Consider the following 23,125-nt stretch of genomic DNA (forward strand, 5'->3'; position numbering starts at 1 on the left):
CTATCGCCTTCCGTCCGATGGCTGTCCGGCCGTCTTTTCTCGTTCACGGGTCACCGCCGCAGTGGCGGCCCGGCCGCGAGGGCCGTTGAAATATTCCTGTATCCAGCTGTGATCAGTCGCCAACAGCTCGTCGATCGTCCCAACGGCGATCACCTTTCCATCCGCCAGCACCGCCACCCGGTCGCAGATCGAATAGAGGGTGTCGAGGTCATGGGTGATGAGGAATACGGTAAGGCCCAGCGTTTCCTGCAGCTTGCGGGTCTGATCGTCAAAGGCCGCAGCGCCGATCGGGTCGAGACCGGCGGTCGGCTCGTCCAGGAACAGCAGGTCCGGATCAAGGGCCAGCGCACGGGCAAGGCCAGCGCGTTTTTTCATGCCGCCCGACAGTTCGGCGGGATATTTGGGCCCGGCCTCAGCCGGCAGGCCGGTGAGGCGAATCTTGTAGGCGGCGATTTCGTCACGCAGCTGCGGCCCGATATTGGGATAATATTCGCGGATCGGCACCTCGACATTCTCGGCGACCGTGAGCGTCGAGAAAAGCGCGCCACCCTGAAACAGCACGCCCCAGCGTTTGCGCACCGCCAGGGCCTCATCGTCCAGACGGCCGATCATGGATTCGCCGAATACCCGGACTTCGCCTTCATCGGGGGTCTGCAATCCGATGATCGATCGCATCAGCACTGACTTGCCGGTGCCCGATCCGCCGACCACGCCCAGAATCTCGCCCTTGCGCACGTCCAGATCGAGATTTTCGTGCACGACCTGATCGCCGAAGCTGTTTTTCAGCCCACGCACGGAAATGGCGATGTCGCTGGCTTCGATGGCCTTGTTGACGCGTGCTTCCTCGGCGGCGACTTCCTCTTCCTCGGCCATCAGTTCCAACCTACCCAGGTGAAGAAGACGGCGAAGAAGGCGTCGATAACGATCACGAGGAATATCGCCTGGACCACGGCGGATGTCGTGCGCAGCCCGACTTCCTCGGCATTGCCCTTGACCTGCATGCCCTGGAAACAGCCGGACAGCGCGATGATGACGCCGAATACCGGCGCTTTCAGCAGGCCGACCCACAGGTCGGTGATCGGCACCACCTCCCGCAATCGCTGGATGAAGGTGATGGGCGGGATGTCGAGCGCCACGGCGCACAGGAAACCGCCGCCGATCACCGCCACGACAGAGGAATAAAAGCCAAGCAGCGGCATCATGATGACCACCGCGAGCGTGCGCGGCAGCACCAGCGCCTCCATCGGCGAAACGCCGATTGTGCGCATGGCGTCGATCTCTTCGGTCAGCTTCATCGTGCCGAGCTGCGCGGCGAAGGCGGAGCCGGAACGGCCCGCCACCATGATGGCGGTCATCAACACGCCCAGTTCACGGAAGGTGAGGCGGCCCACCAGGTTGATGGTCAGCATTTCCATGCCGAACTGGCGCAGTTGCACCGATCCCTGCTGGGCGATGACGATGCCGATCAGGAAGCTCATGAGGCCGATGATGCCCAGCGCCGATACGCCGACCACCTCGAACCGCTGAACCACCGCGTTGACGCGGAAGCGGCTGGGGTGGCGGATGACGTTCCAGCTTGCGACCAGCGTGCTGCCGAAAAATCCGAGGAGGCCGAACAGCGTCGAACCCGCATTTACGACCGCCTCGCCGATCTGGCCGACGACCCGCTGCCAGGGCGGCGCATGATCGGGCCGGATGCTGACCGGTTCGTCGAGCTTGCCGACCGCGTCGATCAGCCGTCGTGCATCCTCGTTACCGCCGGTGACGTCACAGTCCAGCCGCTTGGCGGTGCGATGTACGGTCCAGGCGCCGATCGTGTCCATATGATCGACGCCGGACAGGTCGATGGCCGCGACAGGGCCTGTTACGGCGTCCAGCCGCGCGGGCAGATCATGAAGGCATGCAATCGAAAGATGCCCCTGAATACGAATGACAGTACCGCCATCGCGCGTTTCTTCGACAAGATCGGCGGCTTTGTTCATCAAGTCGGTTTACTGGTCCATTATCGGTTGCACGGCAAGCCGAAACGGCCCATCCGCACGATAGAACGGTAACAGGCTCCAAAAGTTTCGGAAACGGCATGACGCACCGGCTGGCAATCTACGACATGGACCGCACGGTAACCTTTTCAGGCACCTATACCGGCTTTCTGATCCACGTGGCGCGGGCGATGGCGCCGTGGCGATTGATCCTGTTTCCCGGCATCATCCTGTTGATGCTGGCCTATGTATTGAAACTGATCAGCCGCCAGCGCCTGAAGGAACTGAACCAGGCGCTGATGATCGGATATCATGTTGAGCGGGCGAAGCTGATGCCGCATGTGGAAAGCTATGCGGCCAAGGTTGTGGAAAGCAATATCCGCGCAGGGGCGCTCGACCAGATCGCGCGCGACAAGGCCGACGGCTACCGGCTGGTGCTCGCTACTGCATCCTATCGCCTTTACGTCGAGCCGATCGCGCGGCGGCTGGGATTTGACGCGGTGATCGCCACCGATCATCTCAGTCAGGACCTGCGCTATGTGCGCGCCAAGATCGCGGGCGAGAATTGCTATGACACCGGCAAGCTGCGTATGATCAAGGCATGGATGGCGGCCGAGGCGATCGACCGCAGCCAGGCGCAGATCCGCGCCTATTCCGACCATGTGTCGGACGCGCCGATGCTGGAATTTGCGGATATGCCCTTTGCTTCCAATCCCCACAAACCGCTGGCGCGGCTGGCGGTGGAGCGTGGCTGGAAGCGGGTGGACTGGCGCTAAAGCCGTTTAGCCTTCCGCGCTTGGCATTGGCTGATGCCTCACTGGCGACAATAGCGGCCGCCCGGCGAAGAACGCTTCGAGATTGGCCAACAGCATCTGCGCCATGCGGCCCACTGCCTCATGGGTCGCGCCGCCGATATGCGGCGTCAGCACGCAATTGGGGACATCGGTCCAAAGGCTTGCCGGGGTCGGTTCCTGTTCGAAAACGTCCAGCGCCGCGCCGCCAAGCCTGCCTTCGCGCAAGGCGTTCCTTAACGCTTCTTCATCCACCAATTGCCCGCGCGCGACATTGACAAGCAACCCTTCGGGACCAAGTGCATTCATGACGTCAGTGTCGATCATGCCGCGATTGCTCTCATCGGCGCGGGCGCTGATCAGCAGAATGTCGCTGTCGCGCGCCATTGCTTCCAGGCTCTCGACCCGCGGCCATGGGACGCCGGGCTTGTCGCGTGGCCCGGACCAGTGGATACGCATCCGCATCATTTCCGCGCGGCGGGCCACCGCCAGGCCGATATGCCCCATGCCGACAATGCCCAGCCGAGCGCCGCCCATCGAGCGGGTCCGCGTCTTGGACTCCGGCGTCCAGAGCCCGGCGCGCAATTGCCGGTCGCCTTCGACGATCCAGCGGCGATGCGCGAGCATCAGGCCGATCGCATGGTCGGCGACATCCTCTGCATTGGCGTCCGCGCCATGCGTGACCGCAATTCCGCGTTGGCGCGCCAGCTCCAGATCGACGCCGTCATAGCCCACGGTGAAGCAGGCGACGAGGCCAAGCTGCGGCATCGCGCCGATCAGGGCAGGGGGCAGGGTGAACTCTCCCGCCCAGATGATCGCCTGCGCTTCAGCCCGCCTTCTGGCACCGTCCTCTTCCCACAATGGCAGTGCTTCATAGCGAGGCTGCAGCAGCGGCAACAAAGGCGCCAGCAGCGGCTGGCCGATCAGGATGACGGGGCGCTTGCCGTTCATCCCACCGCCTGCAACGCCTGGGCAAAGTCGGCGATCAGGTCGTCCGCATCCTCGCAGCCGATGGAGATGCGGACCATGTTATCGCTGATTGCGAGGGCCTTTTTGCGATCGGCCGGGACGGACAGGTGCGTCATTGCCGCCGGATGGCTGGCCAGCGTTTCCGTGCCGCCCAGGCTGACGGCGAGCTTGGCGATCTTCAATGCGTCGAGAAAGGCGAAGGCTTCCGCCTCGCCTCCCTTGAGGTACAGCGAGAAGGTCGATCCCGCGCCGGTGCAATGCCGCTGGTATATGTCCGCCTGCCGCTCGGTCTCCGGGAAGCCGAGATAGACGACCTTTTCGACCTGTGGCTGCTCCTTTAGCCAGGCGCAGACCTTCGCGGCATTTTCTCCCGCGCGGGTCATCCGCAGTTCCAGCGTTTCCAGGCTGCGCAGAAGCATCCACGCGCTGTGCGGGTCCAGGATCGTGCCGATCGTGTTGCGCATCAGCCGGATCGTGTTGATCAACCCGTTGGGGCCGAGCACGCCGCCTGCCACCAGATCGCTATGGCCGCCCGCATATTTGGTCAGGCTGTAGATGACCAGATCCGCACCATGAGCAAGCGGATGGTGCCAGAGCGGGCCGAGGAAGGTGTTGTCGATCGCGACGGGCGGAACATGCGCTTCACCAGCGAACAGTTGATCGCGCCGCGCCACCACCGCCTGCACATCGACCAGCACGTTGGTCGGGTTGGCGGGACTTTCCAGATAGATGAGCGCCACCCGGCCAAGCGCCTTGGCCCGTTCGACGACCGCGCCGATCTCTTCTTCGGTCGCGCCCGCCGGGAAATCGAGCCATTGCACCCCGAACTTTCCGAGAATGCGGCCGATCAGCGATTCGGTCGCGGCATAGAGCGGGGCGGAATGCACGATGACGTCGCCGGGCTGCACAAGGGCCAGCAACGTCGTCGCGATGGCGGACATGCCGCTGGAAAAGAGCAGCGCGTCTTCGGCTTCTTCCCAGACCGCCAGCCGGTCTTCGGCGATCTCCTGATTGGGGCCGTTGAAGCGGGAGTAGACAAGGCCCTCCGCGCCGCCCGGCCTTATGCCCGTCACGCCTTCAAAATGACGCTTGCCCGCCGCCGCGCTTTCGAACGCGAAGGTGGAGGTGAGGAAGATAGGCGGCTTCAACGATCCTTCGGACAGGGTGGGATCATAGCCATGACCCATCATCAGCGTCGCGGGTTTCAGCTTGCGGCCGCCAATCTCCATGACGGCGGCTTTGGGACGGCGGCGGTTGGGCGGGACTTCCGCGCCCGTCAGATCGGCCTCGGTTTCGCCGGTCATCGCTTTTCTCCTGCTTCGATCACGGGAGTGTAACGCGTTGATGGAGGAAAGGGCCAGCGCCGTCCCGGCAGTGATGAGAATCCGTGCGGCGTGGCACCGTGACAGTGGCGGCACGCCACCCTACATCCCCTGCATGAGCCAAAGCCTACCCGACCCGCTGGAGCAATGGTTCGCCTCTCGCGGTTGGACGCCGCGCCGTCACCAGATGGATATGCTCGCCGCCGCGCGCACCGGGGATCATGCGCTGCTGGTTGCGCCGACGGGAGCGGGCAAGACGCTGGCGGGTTTTTTGCCGACGCTTGCCGACCTGATCGACAGTCCGGGCGGGGGGCTTCACACGCTCTATGTCTCACCACTGAAGGCGCTGGCGGTCGATGTGCGCCGCAATCTGTTGACGCCGATCGAGGAAATGGACCTGCCGATCCGCGTCGAAACCCGGACGGGCGATACGCCATCGGACCGAAAGGCACGGCAGCGCGCGCGGCCGCCCGAAATCCTGCTGACGACGCCGGAGTCCCTCTCATTGCTGCTGAGCTACCCGGACAGCTTCCTGATGTTCGCGCAGCTGCGGACCGTGATCATCGATGAAGTTCACGCCTTCGCCACGCAGAAACGCGGCGATCTGCTCAGCCTTTCGCTCGCCCGGTTGCAGACCATCAACCCGGCCCTGCGTCGCGTGGCGCTGTCGGCGACGGTCGCGGATGTCGACGCCTATCGCACGTGGCTTGCGCCCGATGGCGATATAAACAGCGTGATGCCCGTCATCGGGGAACAGGGCGCCGATCCGAATGTCGCCATCTTCATCCCCGAAGGCCGCATTCCCTGGTCGGGGCATTCAGGCAAATATGCCGCCAAACAGGTGATGGCGGAGATCGAACGGCGGCAGACCACGCTCGTCTTTTGCAACACGCGCGGGCTTGCCGAACTCATTTTCCAGGAACTCTGGACGGCGAACGACGCCAACCTGCCTATCGCGATCCACCATGGCAGCTTGTCGGTCGAGGCGCGGCGCAAGGTGGAGAGCGCCATGGCGGCGGGCAAGCTGCGCGCGCTGGTGGCCACCGCCAGTCTCGACCTGGGCGTCGATTGGGGCAATGTCGATTGCGTGATCCAGATGGGCGCACCCAAGGGTTCATCCCGCCTGCTCCAGCGCATCGGCCGCGCCAATCATCGGCTGGACTGTCCCAGCGAGGCGATTTTGATACCCGGCAATCGCTTTGAATATCTGGAAGCGCGGGCCGCGCTCGACGCGGTGGAGGCGGGGGAGCGCGATGCGGATGACTTTCGTCCGGGCAGCCTGGACGTCCTGGCGCAGCATGTCATGGCGCTGGCCTGCGCCGTGCCCTTTCGTGAAGAGGAATTGCTGTCGGAGATCCGCTCCGCCACACCCTATAGTGCGCTGACCGACGATGCGTTCGCCAACGTCCTGCATTTCATCGAGGGCGGGGGCTACGCACTGCGGGCCTATGACCGGTTCAAGCGGCTGACGCATGAGGCCGATGGCACATGGCGCGTGTCGCACCCGCGTTTCATCCAGCAGCATCGGCTGAACGCCGGCATCATCGTTGATCAGCCGGTACTCGACGTGCGCTTTGCCAACGGGCGCAAGCTCGGCACGGTGGAAGAGGGGTTCGCCGCGACGCTGCGGCCGGGCGACAGCTTCTTCTTTTCCGGCACCGCGCTGGAGGTTGTGCGCATGGACCTGACCGATCTGGTCGTTCGGGCCACATCGAAACAGGCGCGCATCCCGACATGGGGCGGCACCCGCATGGCCATGTCGACCCGTCTTGCCGACAGGGTGCGTCACTTTCTGGCGGAGCCGGAAGAATGGCACCGCTTTCCCGACGATGTGCGCGACTGGCTGGAGGTGCAGCAGAACCGGTCGGCCCTGCCGCAGCCGGGCCAACTGCTGATCGAGACCTTCCCGCACGAGGGGCGGCACTATCTGGTCTGCTACAGTTTCGAAGGGTGGAATGCGCACCAGTCGCTGGGCATGCTGCTCACGCGGCGAATGGATGCGCAGGGCCTGATGCCGCTGGGCTTCGTTTCGAACGATTATGCACTGGCGGTCTATGGCCTCAAGCCCGTAACCGATCCGCAAAGCCTGTTTTCAGCCGACATCCTCGACCATGAATTTGTCGAATGGGTGGAACAGTCGAGTCTGCTGAAACGGGCTTTCCGCGATGTGGCGGTGATCGCGGGCCTGATCGAGCGGCAGCATCCCGGCAAGCGCAAGACCGGGAGGCAGGTCACCTTTTCGACGGACCTCATCTATGATGTGCTGCGCAAATATCAGCCCGACCATCTGCTGTTAAAGGCCGCATGGGCTGATGCGCGGGCGCGGATGACGGATGTCGGTCGATTGGGCGACCTGATCGATCGCGCGTCGGCGACGATGCTGCATATCGATCTGGACAGGGTCAGCCCGCTTGCCGTGCCCGTGCTGATCCTGATCGGGCGCGAGCAGGTGGCGCAGACGGCGGCGGAGGATGCCCTGCTGATCGAAGCGGAGGCGTTGGTAGCCGAAGCCATGCGCACGGATTAGGTAGTATCGCTAGAAATCTGCGCGGACGCCGCCGCAGCCTTTCAACGTACCGTCCGCGAAAGACACCGCAACCCGGTCCGCCCAATGGGCGTCACTCATGCCGTCGCTGCATGGCCCATCCGTGACGACCATGGAAAAGCCGTCACCCAGGTAACGTACCGCGCGGCCATCGTCCGCACGGTTGATGGCGAAATCTACCGGTTCATTGTCCGGGCGCTCAAGCGTCGCGGTCGATCCCTTTACCGTTACCGCCCAGAAGGGTTCGGTGCCAAGGGCTTGATAGCGTGTCTCGCTGCTTGGCGGAGTCGTATCGACGACTGTGGAGGCGGGGGGAGCCCCTTCGCGCTGATCAGAGAATAGGGGAGCTTCCTGCGCCGCGGACAGATTTTCGATCGGAGCGTTGGCGACGGGCACATCATTCCTGGGCAGGTCCGCCATATTTTCCTTACGGCCGCATCCAGTCAAAATCAGCATGCCCGAAATCAACAGCCACGACTTCATCCTTCACCTCCTTGTTTACGATTTATAAATATATCGTTGGGTATATACAGAACAGTAAGACGCCTCTTAATTCCAATTTAACCACGCTATTTAACCAAATGCAAAGTATGCGTGGGTAGAAAATCCCTGATGCGAAGGGGATTTTCCATGCGTCCTGCTGTTTTAAGCCGGTTCCTTCGGGACAAGGCGGGCAATGTCCTGATGCTGGCTGCCGCGTCCATGCCTATTCTTGTGGGTGCTGCGGGTCTTGCTACCGACACGGTGCAATGGGCGTTGTGGAAGCGTCAGGTTCAGCGGCAGGCAGACTCGGCCGCGCTCGCAGGCGCCTATGCCGTGGCCCAGGGCTTCAGCGCATCGGATAGCGCGACGGCGGACATCAACCGTCTGTCGCTCGTCACCTTGTCGCAAACCCCCACAATCGAAAACGCGCCTACGACAGGCGTCGGCGCCGGCAATGCAAAGGCTGTGCGCGTCGTCCTTCAGACCAGCAGCGAGTTGCCCTTTTCAAAGATGCTGGGCGTACCGACGCCCGTCATATCCGGTGAAGCGACCGCGGCGGTCGTGAGCGAAGGCAATTATTGCGTCGTCTCCCTTGAAGCTACTTCCGCTGTCGGTGTCACGCTTCAGGGTAATGCCTCTGTCGATCTGGGCTGCGGCATCATCACCAATTCGCGCGCGGCCAGCGCCGTCTATGCCGGAGGCAGCAGCACCGTCGCGGCAACGCCCGTCGCGGCGGTTGGGGGGCTGCAGGCCAGTTCCAACTTCGTCTCGCCCACGACGCTGCAACCCTATACCGTGCCGCAGTCCGATCCCTATGCAGCGCTGCCGGTGCCCAGCCCGTCCAGCTGCCAGGGAAAGCTGAGCGTCAATCCGCAGGGAACCGCGTCGAAGGGTCCGGGTTGTTACAAGGGCTTCGATATCAAGGGCACGCTTAACCTCGATCCCGGCGTCTACTATATCGATGGCAGCAGTTTCAACGTGGGGTCGCAGGCCGTCATCAACGGCACCGGCGTCACCATCATCCTGACCAGCAGCAACGCGGCCACCAATCCCAGCCAGATCGCCACGGTCGATATCAACGGTGGCGCGACACTGAACCTGTCAGCGCCGACCAGCGGCACCTATTCCGGGGTGCTGTTCTATCAGGACCGGCGCGCGCTCGATTCGGGCGAAAACAAGATCAACGGCAACGCCAGTTCATCCTTTCAGGGGGCGTTCTACTTCCCGTCGCAGGCGATGTCGTTCAGCGGGACGTCGGGCATGACCACGAATTGCGTGAAGATGGTCAGCCGTCGTGTCACCTTCATCGGTAATAGCAGCATCGTCAACGAGTGCGAAAATACCGGCGTGAATGATATCACCGGTACGACGGTGAGGTTGATCGGCTGAAATGGCGAAGAGATGGCTCCATAATTTGCTGTCCGACCGATCGGGGACGAGCACCATCGAACTGGCGATCATCTTTCCAGTGCTGGCGGCGCTGACTTTCGTCGCGGCGGATCTGGCGATGGCGTTCAAGGCGAAGATCCGGCTCCAGACGGCGGCGGAGCGGACGGCGCAACTGGCCACCAGCGGCGGCCTCAACAGCGCCGCGTACCAGAACCTGGCTGCGGATGCGGCCGCGGGCGCCGGGGTGTCCTCAGGCGCCGTGACGGTCACTAGTTCACTGCTGTGCGACGGCACCGTGCAGGCCTCCATGGCCGAGGTCTGCGCGACGGGCCAGCAGATGAAGCGCTATGTAACGATCGGCATTACTGGCAGCTACCAGCCGATGTTCGGCAAATTGCTGCCCGGCACCAGTTGGGCATCCGCTCAGGGCATTACGCTCACCGGCTCTTCATCGGTGCGCCTGCAATGATCCGGCTTCTGCGGCATCAGCGCGGCGCCGCCGCGATCGAGTTCGGGCTGGCGCTGCCGCCTTTCCTCATATTGCTGATGGGCGCGCTGCAACTGGGCATCGTCGCGATGGCGCGCACCGGATTGCAGCATGCGGTGGATGAAGGGGCGCGCTACGCCACCATCTTTCCCACGCCGACCGACGCACAGATCATCGCCTATGTGAAGAACAAGCGCGTTGGCCTGGACCCGGCCTATGCCACGGAGCCCGTCGTGACCCATGGCACGCAATATGGAATTGCCTACACGGAAATCACGATGAGCTATGCGCGGCCACTCAATTTCCTAGTCTATCAGACGGCGCCTGTTTCGGTCAGCTATACACGCCGAGCCTATTGAGCCGCCTGCAACTGCGCAGACGGCTCAAGCGACCTAGACGTCCAGATTGGCGACGTTGAGCGCATTGTCCTGAATGAATTCGCGCCGCGGTTCGACCACATCGCCCATCAGGCGGGTGAAGATTTCATCGGCGACGTCCGCCTGTTCGACCTCGACCCGCAGCATGGAGCGATTGTCCGGGTCCAGCGTGGTTTCCCACAGCTGTTCCGCGTTCATTTCGCCCAGACCCTTATAGCGCTGGATCGCCAGGCCCTTGCGCCCTGCGGTCAGGATGGCTTCCAGCAGCTCGCTCGGCCGGGTGATGGCGATCGATCCCTTGGAGGCAGCGGGCAGATCATCGTCGCCCGATTCCTCGGCAGCGGCAGCCGCCTTGGCGGTCACCAGGCGGCTGGTGGTGCGATAGCTGTCGGCTTCCTCGGCGGCGATGCTATGCAGTTTGCGCGCTTCGGCCGAACCGATGAAGCCGGCCTCGATCATGTGGTGATCGGTGACGCCGCGCCACAGGCGTTCGAAATGGAAGCCACCTTCTTCGGCGATGCGCCCGGTCCACCTACCCTCGCTATCCTGCGAGTCCATCCACTTGACCGTGCTGGCCAGATTTCCGGCCTGTGCGTCCTGGCTGAGTTCCGGGTCGAGCGCGCCATTGATCGCCAGCGCCTCGATGATGGCGGGATTATAGCGGCGCGGCACATAGCGCATCACCGCGCGCATCCGCCGCCCATGCTCGATCAATGACCGCAGGTCATCGCCCGATCGCTTGCCTTCCGTGGTTTCCAGCGCCATCGTATCGACGCCGTTGTCCACCAGATATTGCTCCAGCGCCGCTTCGTTCTTGAGGTACACCTCGGACCGTCCGCGCGTCGCCTTGTAGAGCGGCGGCTGGGCGATATAGAGATGCCCCGCTTCGATGATCTGCGGCATCTGGCGGTAGAAGAAGGTCAGCAGCAGCGTGCGGATATGCGCGCCATCGACGTCGGCGTCGGTCATGATGACGATCTTGTGGTAGCGCAGCTTTTCCAGGTTGAAATCGTCGCGGATGCCCGTGCCCATCGCCTGGATGAGCGTGCCGACTTCCTTGGACGACAGCATCTTGTCGAAGCGCGCCCGCTCGACGTTCAAAATCTTGCCCTTTAGCGGCAAAATCGCCTGATTATGCCGGTTGCGTCCCTGCTTGGCCGAACCGCCCGCCGAATCGCCTTCGACCAGGAACAGTTCGGACTTGGCAGGATCGCGCTCCTGGCAGTCGGCCAGCTTGCCGGGCAGGGAGGCGATATCCAGCACGCCCTTGCGCCGGGTCAGTTCGCGTGCCTTCTTGGCGGCTTCGCGGGCGGCGGCGGCGTCGATCACCTTCTGGACGATCATCTTGCCGTGCGCGGGATTTTCCTCCAGCCATTCGGCCATCTTGTCGGCCATCAGGCTTTCGAGCGGCTGGCGCACTTCGGAACTGACCAGCTTGTCCTTGGTCTGGGACGAGAATTTCGGATCGGGCAGTTTGACCGACACGATGGCGGTCAGGCCTTCGCGCATGTCCTCGCCGGTCAGCGAGACCTTTTCCTTCTTCAACATGCCGGACTTGTCGGCATAATTGTTGAGGGTCCGGGTCAGCGCCGCGCGGAAGGCGGCAAGATGGGTGCCGCCATCGCGCTGCGGGATGTTGTTGGTGAAGCAGAGGACGTTCTCATAATAAGAGTCGTTCCACTCCAGCGCGACGTCGATGGTCACATCGTCGCGGCTGCCCGAAATCGCGATCGGATCGGGCATCAGCGGCTGCTTGTTGCGATCGAGATATTTGACGAAGGCTGCGATGCCGCCCTCGTAGAACAGCTCGATCTCCTTCTTTTCCTCATGCCGCGCATCGACCAGGAACAGCCGCACGCCCGAATTGAGGAAGGCCAGTTCGCGGTAGCGATGTTCCAGCTTCTCGAAATCGAATTCGGTATGATTTTTGAAGGTGCCGCCGTCGCCGGGAACCTTTTCGGTCGAGGGGAGGAAGGTAACGCGCGTACCCTTCTTGCCCTCAGGCGCGTCGCCAGTGACCTTCAGCGGGGCGACGGCATCGCCATAGGCAAAGCGCATGTAATGCTCCTTGCCGTCTCGCCAGATATGAAGGTCGAGAAATTCGCTGAGGGCGTTGACGACGCTGACGCCCACGCCGTGCAGGCCGCCTGAAACCTTATACGCATTGTCGTCCGATGTATTCTCGAACTTACCGCCCGCGTGAAGCTGGGTCATGATGACCTCGGCGGCCGATACGCCTTCTTCCTTGTGGATGCCGGTAGGGATGCCGCGGCCGTTATCCTCTACGCTGACGGACCCGTCGGGGTTCAACGTGATCAGGATGCGATCGCAATGACCGGCCAGTGCCTCGTCGATCGCATTGTCGCTGACCTCGAACACCATATGGTGCAGGCCCGATCCGTCGTCGGTATCGCCGATATACATTCCGGGCCGCTTGCGCACGGCATCCAGGCCTTTGAGGACCTTGATGCTGTCGGCGCCATAGGCGTTGCTGTTGGGGGTGTTCTGACTTTCCTCGCTCATGGCCAGCATATAGGGAAATCGCCCAGGAAACTAAAGCGAAACATGGCGTCTTTCGCTCCCCTGCCGCCGGGTCTATCAGGTGGGGATGCGCGCGATTTTTCTTCTGCTTCCGCTCCTTGCGGCCTGTTCGGACAGCAGCGATGTGTTGGAGCAATTGCCCAACAGTTCGATCGCGGGTGCGCCGCGCGACGCCATGCCCGAAACGCGGTTGGAAGCGAAGATCACGCGTCCCGTGACAATCGGCGAAAATGGTCCCCGACTGGAGGCCTGCGGGGCGATGGGGCAGGCGATGCGCGTCGGCGCGTCTGGCCTCGCGGTCCGCGCGGCGCCCTTTGCCGAAGCGCAGGAGGTCGGACGGCTGGCCGAAGGGGGGCGGGTCCATGTCTGCACCCGCAGCCTGGACCAGAAATGGCTGGGCGTCGTCATCCTCCCGCCAACTCCGGGCGATTGCGGGCTGTCCGAGCCGGTCGAACGCAGGCGGGCCTATGACGGTCCGTGCCTTAGCGGCTGGGTATCCAGCGCATCTATCCGGTTCACTGCGAATTGAAGAAAAGGACCGGCCAGCGGGCTCCTGCTGGCCGATCAGGGGGCAAAAGTTGTTTCACCATCTGGTCCTGAATGGCCTTTTACAAAATATCCATTTAAGGGTAAGTGGCCTTGCTTGAACGTATGTGAAGCGAGCATTGGTCATGTCCACATCTGTCCTTCGTCCCCCTTCGCTCCTCCGGCTGCTGGGTGCCTGGCGGGTGGAGGAGAGTGCCGAGCCCGCCTATCGCCAGCTGGCGCAGGCGCTGCGCATGCTCGTGCTCGACGGGCGCGTGGGGCTCAATGTCAGACTGCCGGGCGAGCGGGAACTGGCCGCCGCGTTGGGGCTGAGCCGCACGACCATCGCCGCTGCCTTCGACCGGTTGCGGGACGAGGGCTATCTGGAGAGCCGCCAGGGGTCTGGCAGCGTGACGCGCCTGCCGCCCGGACGAATCGAGCCGGAAACGGCCGAGATCGACATGGTCTCCTATGGCAATATTCTCAACTGGACCCATGCCGCGCTGCCCGCTGCGCCGGGGGTCGGCCGCGCCTGCCAGGCTGCGGTGGAGGCGCTGCCTGCTTTTCTGGGCGAGTTGGGCTATGACCCGCTTGGCCTGCCTCCGTTGCGCCGCGCCATCGCCGCGCAGTTCGAACGGCGCGGCTGTCCGACCAGCCCTGACCAGATCATCGTCACCAATGGCGCGCAGCAGGGCTTTGCCTTGCTGCTGCAATGGCTGACCGGACCGGGGGATCGAGCGGTGATCGACCATCCAACCTATCATAATGTCATTCAGGCGCTGCAGCGCGCCCATGTCGTGCCGGTGCCGGTGGGCCTGCCCGCGCAAGGATGGGACATTGACGCCATGGAGGCAGCCTTCCGCCAGACCAGCCCGCGCTTTGCCTATGTCATCGCCGATTTCCACAATCCCACCGGGCGAGCCATGGACCCGGCGACCCGGCGCGCCCTGGTCGCCGCCGCCACGCGCAGCCATACGCCGCTGATCATCGACGAAACGATGGTGGCGATGGGCCTGGACTTTCCCGCGCCGCCGCCAGTGGCGATTCATGATCCCTCAGGACGCCAGGTCATCACCATGGGGTCGGCCAGCAAGATATTCTGGGGCGGGCTGCGTGTCGGCTGGATACGCGCGGATCCGCAGACGATCGCCGCGCTTGGCCGCCTGCGCACGACGATGGACATGGCGAGCCCCGTTGTCGAGCAGCTTGCGGTCGCCCAGTTGATCGAGAGCGATGAAGGTCTGGGGCCGCGTGCGGACATGTTGCGCGCGCGCCGCGATCATCTGATCGGCGAGATCGAAAAGCATCTGCCGCACTGGCGTGTTGAATCGCCCTCTGGCGGGCTTTCCCTGTGGGCCGAACTGCCCCGTGCCGAAGCGACGGCGCTGGCGGCTATCGCGGAAAGCCATGGAGTGCGGGTTGCGCCGGGGCCACGGTTCGGCGTCAGCGGTGCGTTCGAGCGGTTTCTGCGCTTGCCCTTCACCTTGCCCGAAGAGCAGTTGACGATGGGGGTGGAGCGGCTGGCCGAAGCCGATGCGCGGCTGCATGCGCGGTCGCCGCGTGGGCGCGATTCGCTGGCGGCTGCGCTGGAGGCGGATCGCCTGATCTGAAAGACCAGTTTCCCTCATATTGAAAAGGCCGCGCAGGATAGCTCCCGCGCGGCCCATTTTTTTAGCAGCCCAAGTGAGGCGTTAGGCGGCCTTCTTCCCAGCCTGATAGCGTTCGATCGCTTCGAGCGTGATGCGACGGGCGTCTTCCGCGCCGCCCCATGTGCCGACCCGAACCCACTTCTGCTTTTCCAGATCCTTATAGTGGGTGAAGAAATGTTCGATCTGCTCCATCACGATGCCGGGCAGATCGTCCTTTTCATCAACGTCGCTATAATAAGGGAAAGTCTTGTTATCGGGAACGCAGACGAGCTTTTCGTCGCCGCCCGCTTCATCTTCCAGATTGAGCACCGCGATTGGGCGCGCGCGCACCACCGAACCGGGCACGAAGGGCGACCGGGCGATCACCAGCGCGTCGAGCGGGTCGCCATCGGGCGACAGGGTGTGGGGCACGAAGCCGTAATTGGCCGGATAGCGCATCGGCGTGTGCAGGATGCGATCCACGAACAGCGCGCCCGATGCCTTGTCGAACTCATATTTCACGGGCTCGCCGCCGACCGGCACCTCGATGATGACGTTCAGGCTGTTGGGCGGATCGTCGCCGACCGGGATCAGTTCGATATTCATGGGACTTCAAACCTTCTTCGATACGCGTTGGCGTTACGGGTGATTCATGTTTTCGGTTTGAGCAGCCGGTCCAGGCTGCCTTCACCCTCTCCTGTCTTTTCGAGGCGCGGATAGCGCAGCCCGCCTGAATATGCGAGCGTCAAAGTGCGATAGTATTTATCCTGCTTGACGATCATCTGCATCGGCTTTGCAGCCTTCAACGCGGCCTTGAAAACGTCGCCGGAATATTCGTCGCCATTGATCGCGACGATCTTCGCGCCGGTAACCAGCCCGGCCTTGAACGCTGCGCTGTCCCACACGACGTTGCTGATCTCGCCATCGCCTTTCACGATCAGGCCGACGCCGAAACTCTGATCCAGATTCTTGCCCTCGGCCGCCTTGGTGAAGGCGTTGGGCGTGTCGCCATAGACCAGTCTGTATCCGCCCAGCGCGAAACCGCCCTTTGGCGTCTCGCGGGTGGTGCTGTCGACATATTTGGCGAAGAAACCGGCCCAGTCATAGGGTGCGACGCCGTTCAGCGTGTTGACGACATCGCCACGATTATAGACGACCTGACCCCAATCCCCTGGATTGATGCCGAAAAACGCCCGGGCGAAATCGTCGAGGCCCTTCGCGCCCTTCGTCTGCCGCCGGATGATCGCGTCCGCCTCCAGCCAGATCATCAGGCCTTCATTATAATAGTCCTCCGAACGCTGCCAGCTTGACCAGCCCTTCGGCCTGCGGGCGGAGATGATGGGATCGTGGGTGGTATCTTCCATCGGCCGCCATTCGCGTCCTCGCGTCGTGTCGAGCTTCGCCGCGATATGGGCATAGGCGTCCAGCGTCTCCTGCTTGGAGAACAGGCCCGACCGCGCACCCAGCACATAGCCCCAGAATTGCGTTTGCCCTTCATAGACCCACAGCAGATTGTCCTGCATCGGCACGTTGAAGTCTGGTGTCCAGAGCAGGTCCGGGCGGCGGAACTTGCCGTCCCAGCTGTGGACGAACTCATGGGGCAGCAGGTTGCGGTCGAGCAGCGCCGTTCCATCGCTCCACTTGCTGAAATAGCCCGGCTCAACCTGATTTTCGGACGACCGGTGATGTTCCAGACCGATGCCGCCCATCTCATCGGTGATGGCGAAGAGGAAGTCATAATGGTCGAAATGATAGGCACCGAAAAGTGCACCTGCCTCATCGACAAGCTTCTTGTGCTTGGCGATCTGGTCGGGCTTTGCCTCCAGCTCATCGGCGTCATCGGCGATGATGTTGAGCGTGACATTGTTGCCCAGGTCCACGGGCTTGAAATAGCGCCCGGCAAAGACTGGCGAATCCTGCAACGCTTCATAATCGATCGTGTCATAGGCGACGGTCGATCCGCTCTTGCGCCCCCGCAGCGCTGTCGCCGCCTGCCAGCCTTCGGGATAGGTGACGGTCGCCTGCACCGGTATCTGCCGCGTGTAATAGCCAGCCGGATAGAGCGAAACCGACTCCCACTGGATGTTCAGCATCTTGGGCGTCACCACCACGCGGCCCTGATTGGGCTGGGTAGCGGACAGGAACTGGAACTCGGCCACTACCTGACGCGCGCCCGGCGGAACATCGATGACAAAGCCGTAGACATTGAGCGGATCGCGCTTCCACCCAACAGGTTTACCATCCGCGGTGAAGGTGAGTCCGGTCAGCTTTTCAATCTGTCCGCGCGGCGCATGGTTGCCGGGCAGCCATTGCGGCATCAGCAGCGTCATCGGGCCGCTCGCCGTGACGGGAATGGTTTCCCGGACGCGGAAGATGCGCTGCACCGTGTCGCTGGCATCCACCTCCAGCCGGATGACGCCGCCCGGATAGGGGATGTCGCGTGGCGCGGACGTGGCGTCGTTGACGGGCAGGGCGACGGGCTTTGACCTTACGGTATCCTGTGCGTTCAGCGGACCAGTGATTGCGGTGGAAAGCAGAAGAGCGGCTGCAAGGCTGCGGATCATGGGCATCTCCCGAAAAAGGGCGAGGCTGGAAGGCCTTAGGCAGCCTAGAATGGCGAGACGGACAAGCGGCGTCCACCCCCATCAGCCGCAGCCTTATCTTATTACAAAAAAGCGCGTTTCCATGGGGCTTCTTTGCCGCTAAAGGCGCTTCCCCATGGCGAAAATGGAAACCCCGCGTCCGGTGCGCGGTACGCAGGATATGCTGGGTGGCACGAACGAAGCGTTCCAGGAGCGCTTTGCCCATGTCGTTGCGACCTTTGATAGGGTGCGGCGGCTGTACGGATTTCATCGTGTTGAAGTGCCGGTTTTCGAAGCCACCGCCGTTTTTGCCCGCTCGCTTGGCGAAAGCACGGACGTCGTGTCCAAGGAAATGTACACGTTCGACGACCGGGGCGGGGACAGCATCACGCTGCGGCCTGAGTTCACTGCGGGGATTGCGCGCGCCTACATCACCGAAGGCTGGCAGCAATATGCGCCGCTCAAGGTCGCGACGCATGGGCCACTGTTCCGGTACGAACGCCCGCAAAAGGGCCGCTTCCGCCAGTTTCATCAGCTCGATGCCGAGATTATCGGCGCGGGCGAGCCGGGCGCGGACATCGAATTGCTCGTTTTTGCTGACCAGCTGCTGAGGGAGCTGGGCGTATCGGAGGGCGTGACGCTTACCCTCAACACCCTGGGCGACGCGGAGAGCCGCGAGGCGTGGCGCGCCGCGCTGGTGGCGCATTTTGAAGCGCATCGCGACCAGCTGTCGGAGGACAGCGTCGATCGGTTGCAGCGCAATCCCTTGCGCATCCTGGACAGCAAAGACCCGCGCGACCGGCCGGTGGCGGACAGCGCGCCGGATATCGACGCCTATCTGACGGATGAAGCGCGCGGCTTTTTCGACAAGGTCACAGCGGGTCTCGATGCGGCGGGCGTGGCGTGGGAACGCAATGCGCGGCTGGTGCGCGGGCTTGATTATTATCGGCACACCGCGTTCGAGTTCATCACCGATCGGCTGGGCGCGCAGGGCACCGTGCTGGGCGGAGGCCGTTATGATGGCCTGATCGAGAATCTCGGTGGACCATCGACGCCCGCGGTCGGCTGGGCGGCTGGGATCGAGCGCTTGGCGATGCTGGTGGATGCGCTTGAGATCGAGCGGCCTGCTGTAGCGGTCATTCCGATGGGAGAGGCTGCCGAAGCTAAAGCTATCGGCATCATCGCTGATCTGCGCCGTGCGGGGGTGCCCTGCGACATGGGCTATCGCGGCAATATGAAAAAGCGGATGCAGCGAGCCAATGTTTCCGGCGCGACTTGGGCGATCATCCTGGGCGATGACGAACTGGGCCGGGGCGAGGTGGCGCTGCGGGACTTGCGGTCCGGAGAGCAGCAACCGGTTCGGTTCGATGCCCTAGTCGAGAAGCTGACGGCCCTTTGATGCAAATTTCCGCCGAACGCATTGCGCAGATCGAGGCGCGCCGGGACGAGGTGCAGGCGTCGATGACGCGTGCTGATCTGGCACCCGAAGAGTTTGTGCGGCTTTCAAAGGAATATGCCGAGATCGAGCCTGTGGCCAGGGCTGCGCATGAAGTGCGGCGGTTGCGGCAGGAGTTGCAGGCGCTCGAATATATGGCAGGTGGCGAGAATGCCGACGCCGACGCCGACATGCGCGAGATGGCGCAGGCGGAAATGCAGCTGATCAAGGGTCAGCTGCCCGCCGCCGAACGCGCGCTGGCGCTTCAGTTGCTGCCCCGCGATTCTGCGGATGCCCGCCCGGCCATGCTGGAAATCCGCGCCGGGACCGGTGGCGACGAAGCCGCGCTGTTCGCGGGCGACCTGTTCCGCATGTATCAGCGCTACGCCGATGCCCAGGGCTGGAAGATGGAAATGATCTCCGCCAACGCGGCTGAAGTGGGCGGCTTCAAGGAAGTCGTCGCCAGCATCACCGGCGCTGGCGTTTTTGCCAAGCTTAAGTTCGAAAGCGGTGTCCACCGTGTTCAGCGTGTGCCGGTCACGGAAAGCGGCGGGCGCATTCATACCTCAGCCGCGACCGTCGCCGTGTTGCCCGAGCCTGAGGAAGTCGATGTCCAGATTGCGGACAGCGACCTCAAGATCGACATTTATCGTGCGTCGGGCGCTGGCGGCCAGCATGTCAACACGACCGACAGCGCCGTGCGCATCACTCATTTGCCCAGCGGCATCGTGGTGACGCAACAGGACGAACGATCGCAGCACAAGAACAAGGCGAAGGCGATGCAGGTGCTGCGCGCCCGCATCTATGAAGCCGAGCGCGAGCGCACCCAGAGCGAGCAGGCGGGCGCACGCAAGGCGATGGTCGGATCGGGCGACCGGTCGGAGCGCATTCGCACCTATAATTTCCCGCAGGGCCGTGTGACCGATCATCGCATCAACCTGACCCTGCACCGGCTTCCGGAAATCCTGGAAGGCGGGGGCCTTGCCGAAATCATAGATGCGTTGATCGCAGAGGATGAGGCCGCCCGCCTTGCCCAGTTGGACGGCATCGGGTGAGCATCGCGCAGGCGCTCCGCGATGCGGCGGCCCGCCTCCAATCGACCAGCGACACCCCCCGCCTTGACGCTGAACTGCTGCTGGCCAACGCACTCGGCGTCGACCGCAACGATCTCTTGCTGCGCCAGCGTGAATTGGCGCCGCCGCCGAATTTCGACGCCCTGCTTGAGCGCCGCCTTGCCGGAGAACCTGTCGCCTATATCACCGGGGTGCGGGATTTCTGGACGATCCGCCTGAATGTCACGCCCGATGTTCTTATCCCCCGCCCTGACACCGAAACACTGATAGAGGCGGCGCTTGATCATTTTCGCGGTGGTTCTCCCACACGCGTTCTGGATCTGGGGACGGGTTCGGGTGCGTTGCTGCTGGCGGCGCTCGATCAGTGGCCTCAGGCTACGGGGCTGGGCGTCGATATTTCTCCCGCCGCGTTGGCCGTGGCGCAAGGCAATGCGGAGCGGCTTGGACTTGCCGAGCGTGCTGCCTTTCGCCTGGGGGATTGGGGGGAGGGGGTGATCGGCCAGTTCGACCTCATCCTGGTCAATCCGCCCTATATCGCTCGCGACGCGGCACTTTCCGGGGATGTGCTGCACGAGCCGCACGGCGCTCTTTTTGCGGGTGCGGAGGGGCTCGACGACTATCGGCAGATTGCCCCCATGCTGCCTGCATTGCTTGTTCCGGGCGGCATGGCCGCCATCGAGATTGGCTATGATCAGCGGGAAAGCGTGTCGGCGCTGCTTTTCAGTCAAGGGCTTAGCGTTGTCTGCCGCTCCGATCTGGCGGGGCATGACCGCTGTCTTGTCGCGGGGCTGCCCGGCCCATGCTGACCAAGGATCGGCATTTGCGGACCCACAAGCGAAATTCGCTTGGATTATGGGTTTAAAAACACTACATGGAGTGCAGGAACGGCATTATCCTGAGGAACTGCCCCGTGGGGCCGCGCAAGAAAAGGCCGTTTTCCAGCTCCTTCCAAGTCACGACGGCGCTGCTGCGCAGGCGCCTCTGGCAGCGTAAGGTCAAGGGCTGTCGCAGCCCCTGTCCGGCGGAGCCCTACCCGGTCTGATAAACGGACCGTGCTTTAGGATAGCGACTGAACGATGATTTCAGTGAATGATGGCAAAGTGAACGCAAGGACCAGGTCTTGATCAACAACAGACAGGCCGGTCGCCGTAATCGCGGCCGGAACAATAACGGACGCCCCAGTGGTGGTAATCGGGGCGGTGGCGACAACGGCAACCGGATTGACAGCCGCGCACGCGGCAATGCGGCCCAGCTTCTTGAAAAATACAAGAATATGGCGCGTGACGCGCAAATGGCCGGCGATCGGGTCAATGCGGAATATTATCTGCAATTTGCCGATCATTATTTCCGCGTCCTTGCCGACAACCGTGCTCGTCAGGAAGAGCAGCAGCAGCGTTACCGCCGGCCGGAAGACAATCTCGACTATGAAGGCGATGATTTCGACACATCGGACTTTGCGGGCGACGACAATCGTGGCGAAGTGCAGCCGCAGCAACAATATGATCGCGGTTATGAAGGCGATCGTCGCCGGGAGCAGCCGCGCGATCAACGCGAGCCCCGTGAACAGCGCGAGCCCCGTGAACAGCGCGAACCGCGCGACCAACAGGATCAGCGCGATAGCCGTGGCCGCCGCGATCGCCCGCGTCGCGATCGGCCCGCTTATGAAGGGACCGAGCAGCCGCAGGTAGAAGCTACCGAGGCAGCCGCTTCGATGGCGGAACGCGCGCCTGAACCGCAGGCCGAAGCCGAAGCGCCCCGTCCTCGTCGTGGCCGTCCGCGCAAGGCTGATGCGGCGAAGTCGGAGGGCAGTGAGGGTTTGGACCTGGCCGTCCTGCCGCCCTCGATCGCGCGCGCGGATAATGACAGCGAGCCTGCGGCCGAGGAAGCGCCCCGCAAGCGCACCCGCCGGGCGCGTCCTGCTGCCGAAGCGGCTGAATGACCTGATCGTTGAGCCGCTAGACGAGCGGCGACGCAGAAAATGAAAAGGGGACCGGCGTCGATGCTGGTCCCCTTTTTCGTTCGGAGATGGCGTGGTCAGCCCGTGGGCAGAATCCTTGGCCGATGCAGTTCGTCCAGCGCGACGAAGGTGAAGAGGCCGCTGGTAAGATCGATCTGCTGCTGATCTGCGCCGCGCGTCGCGATCACATCGACGCGTATGCCGATCGATGTCCGGCCCCGCCGCTCCTCCCGCGCATAGACGGTCACGATATCTCCGACCAGCATGGGAGAGATGAACTTCATGCCGTCGATCGCCACCGTGGCGACCGCGCCCTGCGCCAGGCGTCCGGCCACGATGCCCCCGGCGATATCCATCTGGCTCAAGATCCATCCGCCGAAGATATGGCCGTTGGTGTTGATTTCGTTCAGGCGCGGAATGACCCGCAGGACCAGCTCGCCTTTATCCTCAGTCGTCAATGGATACCTCGTCCTTCAGTGGGTCGATCACCTGATCGTCATGTCCCGTCCCGCTCGACAGAAACGCCAAGGCCATCAAAGCGGTGCCGAGCATGAAGGTCAGCCAGACCCCCAGGATGGTCGCAAGGATCATGTGAATTGGCATTGGCCCTGCCCAGATCCACAGGCAGATCAGGGCTATTCCCACGCACAGCGCGCCGCCAGCCGCCATCCACAGCATGATGCGGCGGAATCGCTTCCACGCGGTTGCGGCAATCTGCGGATCATCCAGGCCTTGCGGGTTTCTCATCCCTTTCCTTTGGGGAGTGAAAGTGGGATCATCAAGACATTGGAGAAGAATGTCACAACGGCAAGGAGACGGGGTATGACGATCACCGCGATTTTGCAGGGCAAAGGACGCGAAGTCACTCAGGTCGGGCCGGACGACACCCTGCTTTCCGTCGTTCAGCTATTGTCCGAACGGCGGATCGGCTGCGTCCCGGTCGTCGATAACGGACAGGTGCTGGGGATATTTTCGGAACGCGATCTCGTCCACCATATCGCGAGCGATGGTGGTGCGGTGCTCGAACGGCGCGTGGGTGATG

At 62.9% G+C, this 23,125-nt stretch carries 22 protein-coding genes (1 of these 22 cut by a window edge); 12 read left to right on the plus strand and 10 right to left on the minus strand.

Annotated elements, in window-relative coordinates; genetic code table 11:
• Together K663_RS00210 and K663_RS00215 are read right to left on the minus strand one after the other, a co-directional pair.
• Nucleotides 1–873, minus strand: a complete 873-nt coding sequence (locus K663_RS00210; protein ID WP_062112615.1) for an ABC transporter ATP-binding protein — start codon at nt 871–873, stop codon at nt 1–3.
• A complete protein-coding gene (locus K663_RS00215; protein ID WP_062112618.1) occupies nt 873–1,982 on the minus strand; it encodes an MlaE family lipid ABC transporter permease subunit in 1,110 nt (369 codons plus the stop codon). Before K663_RS00215 ends, K663_RS00210 begins: the two co-directional genes overlap by 1 nt.
• Before the next feature lie 98 nt (nt 1,983–2,080).
• On the opposite strand from K663_RS00215, the gene K663_RS00220 reads away from it, so the two are divergent.
• The gene (locus K663_RS00220; protein ID WP_062112620.1) at nt 2,081–2,755 is read left to right on the plus strand and encodes an HAD family hydrolase; all 675 of its coding nucleotides are present in this window, start codon (nt 2,081–2,083) and stop codon (nt 2,753–2,755) included.
• A 6-nt stretch (nt 2,756–2,761) separates the two neighbouring features.
• On the opposite strand, the gene K663_RS00225 is transcribed toward K663_RS00220, so the two are convergent.
• Both K663_RS00225 and K663_RS00230 read right to left on the minus strand, forming a co-directional pair.
• Nucleotides 2,762–3,721 carry a 2-hydroxyacid dehydrogenase gene (locus K663_RS00225; protein ID WP_062112623.1) on the minus strand — a complete coding sequence of 320 codons (960 nt, stop codon included), beginning with the start codon at nt 3,719–3,721 and terminating at the stop codon, nt 2,762–2,764.
• Nucleotides 3,718–5,043 (minus strand): cystathionine gamma-synthase family protein, encoded by a 1,326-nt coding sequence (locus tag K663_RS00230; protein ID WP_062112626.1) that lies wholly within the window; start codon nt 5,041–5,043, stop codon nt 3,718–3,720. Before K663_RS00230 ends, K663_RS00225 begins: the two co-directional genes overlap by 4 nt.
• Nucleotides 5,044–5,176: 133 nt before the next feature.
• On the opposite strand from K663_RS00230, the gene K663_RS00235 reads away from it, so the two are divergent.
• Nucleotides 5,177–7,588 (plus strand): ligase-associated DNA damage response DEXH box helicase, encoded by a 2,412-nt coding sequence (locus K663_RS00235; RefSeq protein ID WP_062112629.1) that lies wholly within the window; start codon nt 5,177–5,179, stop codon nt 7,586–7,588.
• Nucleotides 7,589–7,597: 9 nt separating this feature from the next.
• On the opposite strand, the gene K663_RS00240 is transcribed toward K663_RS00235, so the two are convergent.
• Complete coding sequence (locus tag K663_RS00240) at nt 7,598–8,089, minus strand: COG3650 family protein (RefSeq protein ID WP_063619019.1); 492 nt, start codon at nt 8,087–8,089, stop codon at nt 7,598–7,600.
• A 147-nt stretch (nt 8,090–8,236) separates the two neighbouring features.
• On the opposite strand from K663_RS00240, the gene K663_RS00245 reads away from it, so the two are divergent.
• The 3 genes from K663_RS00245 to K663_RS00255 are packed head-to-tail and all read left to right on the plus strand — an operon-like array spanning nt 8,237 to nt 10,324.
• Nucleotides 8,237–9,478 (plus strand): pilus assembly protein TadG-related protein, encoded by a 1,242-nt coding sequence (locus K663_RS00245; RefSeq protein WP_062112633.1) that lies wholly within the window; start codon nt 8,237–8,239, stop codon nt 9,476–9,478.
• Nucleotide 9,479: 1 nt separating this feature from the next.
• On the plus strand, nt 9,480–9,947 hold the full coding sequence (locus K663_RS00250; protein WP_062112636.1) for a TadE/TadG family type IV pilus assembly protein: 468 nt from the start codon (nt 9,480–9,482) through the stop codon (nt 9,945–9,947).
• The gene (locus K663_RS00255) at nt 9,944–10,324 is read left to right on the plus strand and encodes a TadE/TadG family type IV pilus assembly protein (protein ID WP_062112639.1); all 381 of its coding nucleotides are present in this window, start codon (nt 9,944–9,946) and stop codon (nt 10,322–10,324) included. The genes K663_RS00250 and K663_RS00255 overlap by 4 nt, the downstream gene beginning before the upstream one ends.
• 33 nt (nt 10,325–10,357) lie before the next feature.
• Here K663_RS00255 and gyrB read toward each other — a convergent pair whose 3' ends face one another.
• On the minus strand, nt 10,358–12,865 hold the full coding sequence (gyrB, locus tag K663_RS00260) for a DNA topoisomerase (ATP-hydrolyzing) subunit B (RefSeq protein ID WP_062120045.1): 2,508 nt from the start codon (nt 12,863–12,865) through the stop codon (nt 10,358–10,360).
• Between the two features lie 85 nt (nt 12,866–12,950).
• Between gyrB and K663_RS00265 the strand changes: the two genes are divergently transcribed.
• Nucleotides 12,951–13,412 (plus strand): hypothetical protein, encoded by a 462-nt coding sequence (locus tag K663_RS00265; RefSeq protein WP_062112643.1) that lies wholly within the window; start codon nt 12,951–12,953, stop codon nt 13,410–13,412.
• Between the two features lie 142 nt (nt 13,413–13,554).
• Complete coding sequence (yczR, locus tag K663_RS00270) at nt 13,555–15,018, plus strand: MocR-like transcription factor YczR (RefSeq protein WP_062112646.1); 1,464 nt, start codon at nt 13,555–13,557, stop codon at nt 15,016–15,018.
• An 81-nt stretch (nt 15,019–15,099) separates the two neighbouring features.
• Here the strand turns inward: yczR and ppa are convergent, their stop codons facing one another.
• Both ppa and K663_RS00280 read right to left on the minus strand, forming a co-directional pair.
• Nucleotides 15,100–15,642 carry an inorganic diphosphatase gene (ppa, locus tag K663_RS00275; protein ID WP_062112649.1) on the minus strand — a complete coding sequence of 181 codons (543 nt, stop codon included), beginning with the start codon at nt 15,640–15,642 and terminating at the stop codon, nt 15,100–15,102.
• A 44-nt stretch (nt 15,643–15,686) separates the two neighbouring features.
• Complete coding sequence (locus K663_RS00280) at nt 15,687–17,600, minus strand: M61 family metallopeptidase (RefSeq protein WP_062120049.1); 1,914 nt, start codon at nt 17,598–17,600, stop codon at nt 15,687–15,689.
• A gap of 154 nt (nt 17,601–17,754) precedes the next feature.
• On the opposite strand from K663_RS00280, the gene hisS reads away from it, so the two are divergent.
• The 4 genes from hisS (at nt 17,755) to K663_RS00300 (ending at nt 22,065) form a co-directional block, all read left to right on the plus strand.
• Nucleotides 17,755–19,017, plus strand: a complete 1,263-nt coding sequence (hisS, locus tag K663_RS00285; protein WP_062112652.1) for a histidine--tRNA ligase — start codon at nt 17,755–17,757, stop codon at nt 19,015–19,017.
• Nucleotides 19,017–20,108 carry a peptide chain release factor 1 gene (gene prfA, locus K663_RS00290; protein ID WP_062112656.1) on the plus strand — a complete coding sequence of 364 codons (1,092 nt, stop codon included), beginning with the start codon at nt 19,017–19,019 and terminating at the stop codon, nt 20,106–20,108. The genes hisS and prfA overlap by 1 nt, the downstream gene beginning before the upstream one ends.
• Entirely contained in the window at nt 20,105–20,932 is an 828-nt protein-coding gene (gene prmC / locus K663_RS00295; protein WP_062112660.1) for a peptide chain release factor N(5)-glutamine methyltransferase, read from the plus strand. Before prfA ends, prmC begins: the two co-directional genes overlap by 4 nt.
• Before the next feature lie 314 nt (nt 20,933–21,246).
• Nucleotides 21,247–22,065, plus strand: coding sequence for a DUF4167 domain-containing protein (locus K663_RS00300; RefSeq protein ID WP_062112663.1), 819 nt, complete (start codon nt 21,247–21,249; stop codon nt 22,063–22,065).
• 95 nt (nt 22,066–22,160) lie between these two features.
• Here the strand turns inward: K663_RS00300 and K663_RS00305 are convergent, their stop codons facing one another.
• Together K663_RS00305 and K663_RS00310 are read right to left on the minus strand one after the other, a co-directional pair.
• Nucleotides 22,161–22,541: an acyl-CoA thioesterase gene (locus tag K663_RS00305; RefSeq protein ID WP_062112667.1), complete on the minus strand. Its 381-nt coding sequence runs from the start codon at nt 22,539–22,541 to the stop codon at nt 22,161–22,163.
• Nucleotides 22,531–22,830 (minus strand): hypothetical protein, encoded by a 300-nt coding sequence (locus K663_RS00310; RefSeq protein WP_062112670.1) that lies wholly within the window; start codon nt 22,828–22,830, stop codon nt 22,531–22,533. Before K663_RS00310 ends, K663_RS00305 begins: the two co-directional genes overlap by 11 nt.
• A 75-nt stretch (nt 22,831–22,905) precedes the next feature.
• Here K663_RS00310 and K663_RS00315 point away from each other — a divergent pair, with 75 nt between their 5' ends.
• Nucleotides 22,906–23,125 carry the 5' portion of a CBS domain-containing protein gene (locus K663_RS00315; protein ID WP_062112675.1) on the plus strand. The gene runs 209 nt beyond the window's last position, so the window shows 220 of its 429 coding nt (coding positions 1–220); its start codon is at nt 22,906–22,908; its stop codon lies off the right edge, out of view.

This window comes from Sphingobium sp. MI1205 (genome assembly GCF_001563285.1).
Taxonomy (GTDB): domain Bacteria; phylum Pseudomonadota; class Alphaproteobacteria; order Sphingomonadales; family Sphingomonadaceae; genus Sphingobium.